This is a genomic window from Nitrospinota bacterium (assembly GCA_029881495.1).
GTDB lineage: Bacteria > Nitrospinota_A > UBA7883 > JACRGQ01 > JACRGQ01 > JAOUMJ01.
Genome location: JAOUMJ010000050.1, coordinates 1 through 5,760 on the forward strand (window position 1 = coordinate 1; position 5,760 = coordinate 5,760).

7 protein-coding genes are annotated in these 5,760 nt (G+C 43.0%); 1 reads left to right on the forward strand and 6 read right to left on the reverse strand.

The window, feature by feature from the left end; translation table 11 throughout:
- The 6 genes from OEY64_12970 to OEY64_12995 all read right to left on the reverse strand — a co-directional run.
- Positions 1 to 825 (reverse strand): AMIN domain-containing protein (locus OEY64_12970; GenBank protein ID MDH5543855.1); only part of this gene is annotated, 825 nt, incomplete at its 3' end.
- A 3-nt stretch (positions 826 to 828) separates the two neighbouring features.
- A complete protein-coding gene (locus tag OEY64_12975; protein MDH5543856.1) occupies positions 829 to 1,887 on the reverse strand; it encodes a pilus assembly protein PilP in 1,059 nt (352 codons plus the stop codon).
- Positions 1,888 to 1,902: 15 nt separating this feature from the next.
- Positions 1,903 to 2,574, reverse strand: coding sequence for a type 4a pilus biogenesis protein PilO (locus OEY64_12980; protein ID MDH5543857.1), 672 nt, complete (start codon positions 2,572 to 2,574; stop codon positions 1,903 to 1,905).
- Position 2,575: 1 nt separating this feature from the next.
- Positions 2,576 to 3,160, reverse strand: a complete 585-nt coding sequence (locus tag OEY64_12985; protein MDH5543858.1) for a PilN domain-containing protein — start codon at positions 3,158 to 3,160, stop codon at positions 2,576 to 2,578.
- The gene (locus OEY64_12990) at positions 3,157 to 4,272 is read right to left on the reverse strand and encodes a pilus assembly protein PilM (GenBank protein MDH5543859.1); all 1,116 of its coding nucleotides are present in this window, start codon (positions 4,270 to 4,272) and stop codon (positions 3,157 to 3,159) included. The genes OEY64_12985 and OEY64_12990 overlap by 4 nt, the downstream gene beginning before the upstream one ends.
- A gap of 41 nt (positions 4,273 to 4,313) precedes the next feature.
- On the reverse strand, positions 4,314 to 4,526 hold the full coding sequence (locus tag OEY64_12995) for a helix-turn-helix transcriptional regulator (GenBank protein MDH5543860.1): 213 nt from the start codon (positions 4,524 to 4,526) through the stop codon (positions 4,314 to 4,316).
- A 225-nt stretch (positions 4,527 to 4,751) separates the two neighbouring features.
- Here OEY64_12995 and OEY64_13000 point away from each other — a divergent pair.
- The coding region (locus OEY64_13000) for a 6-phosphofructokinase (GenBank protein ID MDH5543861.1) at positions 4,752 to 5,760 on the forward strand (1,009 nt) is incomplete at its 3' end.

A 5,760-nucleotide genomic window follows, 5' to 3' on the forward strand; every position in this document is an offset into this window, starting at 1 on the left:
TGCGACAACAGATGCCGTTGAAATGATGGCCTCGCTACCCATATCCAGAACGAGTTCCCCTTTCCTCTCGAAAATATTCGACGAGGTGAATTCTCGCAGTTCGGCAACGACCTTGACGAGCCCTTCCGGATCGGTTGCAAACTGATAGAGGGCAACGCTTTCAACGTTAGATTCCTTTGCTGTTACCGTGTGGAGCCTCTCGTTGGCCCTAAGTACCTTAGCGTTATAAATATCGATCGTTATCCGGTTCTTTTCCCTTTTCCGGATCATCTGGAATTTCGGCTTCTCACCATTATAGGAGATGACAACCCTTGCAAGCCCGGACATCTCCCTCAATTCAATACCGGTAATTTCCACCTCACCTTCCTTGACCTGGCGTTTTTTGCCAAATTCAAGGTCATAGGGTGATAATGAAACCAAGATTTTCTCATCGGTAACCCTGGAGACCTTATACAGAACCGGTTCGTTCAGCATTATCTCGATCCTCGAGTTCCCTGACTGCGGAAAAAAGGATGATTGAACTTCGGTGGCCAATCCCTCTTTGAGTTCAATCGGAGCGGAGAACGCCGACGAATCCATGTTTGGAATATCAATCACTAGACGTCTGGGATTTGACAGCCTGAAAATCGTATATTGAAGTTTGCTACTCCCTTCAACCGTCAGTTCCAGCAAGTCCTGTTTCTGAACTGGTTCTATTCTTGTGATGTATTTACTCCCTATCGGAATAAACTTGGTCGGAGCAGAAGTAGATGTACTGCTACAGGAAGGTGAGACCAGTAGCGCTAAAACCAGCAGATATCCTGATATACGATGTATAAACGCCATCGGCTACTCTTCTTCCTGCCTTAATTTTATCTCCTTGTTCTTGACCTCAAAGCCTGTGCGCCTATCGTAGAACTTTTCGGCGATAATTATCCTGTCCATTTCTATTTTAATAATTTTCCCGCAATCCCTTCCGATATGCATCCCTTTTGTCAAGGTGTACCCGCTCCCGTTTGGCGTTTCAATCAGCGCCGCTTTCTGTTCCCCGCTTATGATACCAACAAGATCCATGGACATTAAATCAATACTTTCAAGGAAATCTCTTGGTCTTCCCGGATCGCATTGGCGCGAGACACCCCCTTGTAAATCCTTTCCATCATCTTCGGTTCCTGCAATCAGTGATTGGAACGGATCCCTTTTACCTTCCGCATTATACACAGGTATTATCATACCTGATTTTGATTTTAAAATTACCGGCGGCGCTATCTCCTGGGTTTGGGCTGTTTCCTCGGTTTTCTTGCTCTTTTCAGGCTTTTTTTCGCTTTTTTCGGCCTTCGTATCAAATTCTTTTTTCAACAACACCTTGTCAAGTGCGGATAGATGATAGAGTTTGTATGTTCCATTCTCCTTTTTCCAAACTTCTCCGGTTATTGTCTTAATATTCGATTTATTGTCTATGATCTCGATCCTTTTATAGGTAATTTCCGCGCCATCTTTTCCCAATTTTATTTCGGATATATTTGCCCCTAAACCTGGAGTTTTCTTTCCAAAATATTTTACGGCATCCCTGTACACCATCCCGTTTTCCTTGAATCCGAGAGAAATCAGCTTTGCAATTTCGTTCGTTTCACCCTTGGCTCTGCTAGCTACAAATTTTTGGAAGGAGCCCCTTGCTTTTTCAATTTCGACCGTTTTTAAATGGTTAATATAGGCTACCAGAGCGCCTGCGATTATAATTACCAATCCTGCAATGCCGGCCAACACCACTGCCTGTTTCTTTTTGTCAAGTTTCTTGTACCATGCATAGCCTGACTTATCGGCAATCTGGAGACCAAGCCTTCGTATACCGATCCTGGAAAATCCGATCTTCTGAAGGTACTCGAAAGACAACTTAACATTAGCCATATTCTTTTCTCTGAACTATTTCTTAGCCTTTTTTTCATCAGGTTTCGCGTCAACTTTTGCTTCAAGAAACCTGTATGTGACAGCCTTGCACTTTGCCACTACGGCAGTACCGGATGACGTAGGTTTCTTTGCACCCTGGTATTTGCTTATTTCAAGATTTGAAACAGTTAGTATTCTGGGCATTCTGCTTATTCTGTCGAAAAAACTTAATATATTGTGAAAAGGCCCAAGCATTTCTATCTGAACCGGTACTTCGGCGTAAAAATCCTGTTCCTGTTCCTGCAAAGGTTTAAAAGTCATAAATTCAAGGCCTGCCTGTGTTCCGAAGTTTGACACTTGGTCAATTAGATTCGGGATTTCCTTCTGTTCAGGGAGCTGTTTTCTCATGTAGTACAACTGGTCGTCAAGAAGGCTGATCTCTTTTGCAATGTTCGGCATATTTTTTTCCACAAGCTGGCTGGCTTTGATATCTGCCTCAACAGTAACAACCTTTTCCTGAATATTCCTGGCCTCTGAAGAGATGGAATGGATTATAAGAAAATAGAATATGATTACAACAAATATTGGCGCGCCTCCTATTACTCCCCATCTTGCTTTTAAATCCATAGCTGCAATCTTTTCGTATGGAAGCCAGTTGAATAGTTTTTCAAGAAACTTTTCAAGAATATCCTCAAGGTCAAATTTCATTTTAACTTTTTCCGCCTTTTTTATCAGGTACAGAGGCAGGCACTATTTCCACATCCCAGTTGCATGTAATAGTGAAAGATTTCAGTTCCTGTTCGTTCAGATTTTGCTTTTCAATGCTTGTTAGCTCCACGTTGGAAAAATGTTCCGAGTTCTCCATGGATCTCATCAATTCCGCAACTGCCTGCGGAGAAAACGTATATCCGATAATTGAAATATTAGTATTCGTTTCGGTGACTTTCGTAAGCCAGACATCTATCGGGAGAATAATGTTCAGGTAATCCAGAAAGTTCCCAGGTCCCACTCTTCGGCTTTCAAGAATTTTGATGGTCTTGAGGATTCCTTCCCTCCGTTCCTTTTTCAATATAAATTCTGCATTTTTTTTCTTTACTTCAATCAGCCTCGTCTGCTCAAGCTTCAAAACATCCAGCTTGCTCTGCAAATTGGATTTATTTGCAAAAGCGGAAACCATCCAGAACATGGAAACAAATATGGCTATTGCTACCAGGGTGATAAGGTAAACTGCTTGCCGCTGGATAAGTTTGTTTACCTTTGGAATGTGCCTGGCTACAAGATTTATACGGATCACTTATCACCAACTGCTCTAAGGGCTAATCCTATAGGCAATGCCATTACAGGCTCCATCTCCCTTATGTATGAAGAATCCATAACTTTTGCATCGTAATGGATATTTTTGAACGTGTTAAGATACTTTACCGGAATCCCAAATTTTTCGCTGAAAATAGTATCGATATCTTTCATTCTGCAGACTCCGCCTGATATCAGCACCTTCGAAATCTTAAAATCACTGGTCTTTTCGTACATTTCGAGACTTCTACCAATTTCATCAGCTACATTTTCGATTCCCTCTAAAATGTGCGGTATGACATCCTCCCTCTTAAAGGAATCATTGAAATTTCCAAGTTTCAACTTCTCAGCATCCGCGTATCCTATTGAAAGATTCTTTTGAATATTTTCAGAGATATTATTTCCCCCTACCTGCAGATCACGAGTGAACGCTGTAATGCCGTCTTCAAGTATATTCAAGTTTGACATGCTCCCGCCAATATTGAGAAGGGCAATTGCTGTCCCCTTTTCCACCTTATTGGAATACTCATAGGCGTTCTCAATGGCGAAAACATCCAAGTCCAGCACTTTTACCTTCAGCCCGGCTTTTGCGATAACATCCAGATATCCCTGAATGGTATCCTTGCGCGCGGCGACAATTAAGACATCCATCTGCAGATCTTCATCTTCAGCAGCAGACTCACTGTTGTTGCTCTCTGTTTTCCCCTTTTCCTTTTTTGATCTTTCCTCAGGTCTGGTAAGTATCTGAAAATCAAGGTTCACATCGTCAAGGTCAAACGGAATGTACTGCTCAGATTCATCCCTTATCATTTCAGCCAACTCATCCTCATCCATTACAGGAACTGAAATTTTCTTTATGATCACCGATTGCCCTGAAATGCCGATTACAACATTCCGGTTTTTGATATTTTCGGCCTTCATTAGGTTTTTTATCCCGACGACTACCGCATCTGGATTTTCTATTTCGCCATCAACAATGGTGTCGGGCGGAAGGCGAACCATCCCCATATTGAGCAGTTCATACCCGACTTGAGTTTTCTTTAACTGAATCGCCTTTATCGAATAACTGCCGATATCCAGAGCAACCAGTGATTTTCTTGATGGCAATAACATTCGCCTATTATAGAGAATAGACGGGGAGATTAGAAAAGGTTTTAAACGTGGCTATTTTCGTTGAATACTTTTTGACGTTCGTCAAGTTTAATTTCGAGCGCCAGTAATATCTTCCTTTTAGTGTCGAGTCTGCAGACATGGCCTTTTTCGATTCTGTCGATCGTCTGAACGGAAAGTCCGGTTTTGCGCGCAAGTTCCGCCTTGCTCATCATTTTCGATTCACGGATGTCTTTGACACGGTTCATACCAGACACACTAAATCCTCCAAGCCTTAGAAAACAAATACGACACTGAAACTCCTCCTTGCTTACCCGGCAATATTACGACTAATTGGGCATTTTGTCAAATAAGATATATAGACTTAATAGGCATGTCACTTAATTTATTGTATTTTGATTTAATTACCTTGTAATTTACTGTTTATTATTTTGTTTTTATCACTCTTAGTAAATAGTAGTTTTTCTGATAGACTGACGAATATGAAAATTGGTGTTTTGACAGGTGGCGGCGATTGCCCCGGTTTGAATGCAGTAATAAGGGGCATCATCAGGTCAGCCACTCATCTGTACAACTGGGAAATCAAGGGTTTCCTTAACGGATACAAAGGCTTAATAGAAAATAAATTCATTGACCTTACTCTCCAGGCAGATGCCGGATTGATCCAGCGCGGCGGAACTATCATCGGGACCTCAAACAGGGATAATCCGTTTTCATACCGGGAGAGGGTAAGCGGTCAGAATATAATCCATGATGTAAGCGACAGGGTTGTAAAAAACTACGCAAAAAACGAATTGGATGCTTTGGTGGTTATTGGCGGCGATGGCACTCTAAGCACTGCGCTAAAACTTTCCGAAATGGGCATTAATATAGTTGGCGTTCCCAAGACCATCGATAACGATCTCTCTGCCACAGACTATACATTCGGTTTTGATACTGCAGTAAACATAGTTACTGACGCGATCGACCGCCTGAAGACCACCGCCGAATCCCACGACAGGGTTATGGTCGTCGAGGTCATGGGGCGTGATACCGGCTGGATCGCACTCTATTCCGGCCTTGCCGGTGGCGCCAACATTATACTTATACCGGAAATTCCTTACGATATAGACAAGGTATGCAAGAAGATATATGAGAGGAAAAGCCAGGGGAAAAACTTTTCCATCGTAGTCGTCGCGGAGGGGGCAAAACCGCTTGGAGGCGAAGTCACGGTTAAGCGCCATGTAGACGACCCTACCATTTCCATCAGACTCGGCGGCGTAGGCAATGTTATCGGCGACGACATTGAAGAACGGACAAATATCGAGACCAGGGTTACCGCGCTTGGCCATATACAACGCGGGGGAAAGCCTTCGGCCTTTGACAGGGTCCTCTGCTCGAGGCTTGGCGTAGAAGCCGTACAGATGATCAAGCGTAAAGAGTTCGGTATGATGGCCTGCTTGAGGACGCCTCATATCAAGACTGTTCCTCTCAAAGAAGCCGCTGTAACAG

Bases quoted from the DNA above. Each gene is read 5' to 3' on its own strand.
- OEY64_12975 (MDH5543856.1), bottom strand. From the start codon at position 1,887: ATGGCTAATGTTAAGTTGTCTTTCGAGTACCTTCAGAAGATCGGATTT.
- OEY64_12980 (MDH5543857.1), bottom strand. From the start codon at position 2,574: ATGAAATTTGACCTTGAGGATATTCTTGAAAAGTTTCTTGAAAAACTA.
- OEY64_12990 (MDH5543859.1), bottom strand. From the start codon at position 4,272: ATGTTATTGCCATCAAGAAAATCACTGGTTGCTCTGGATATCGGCAGT.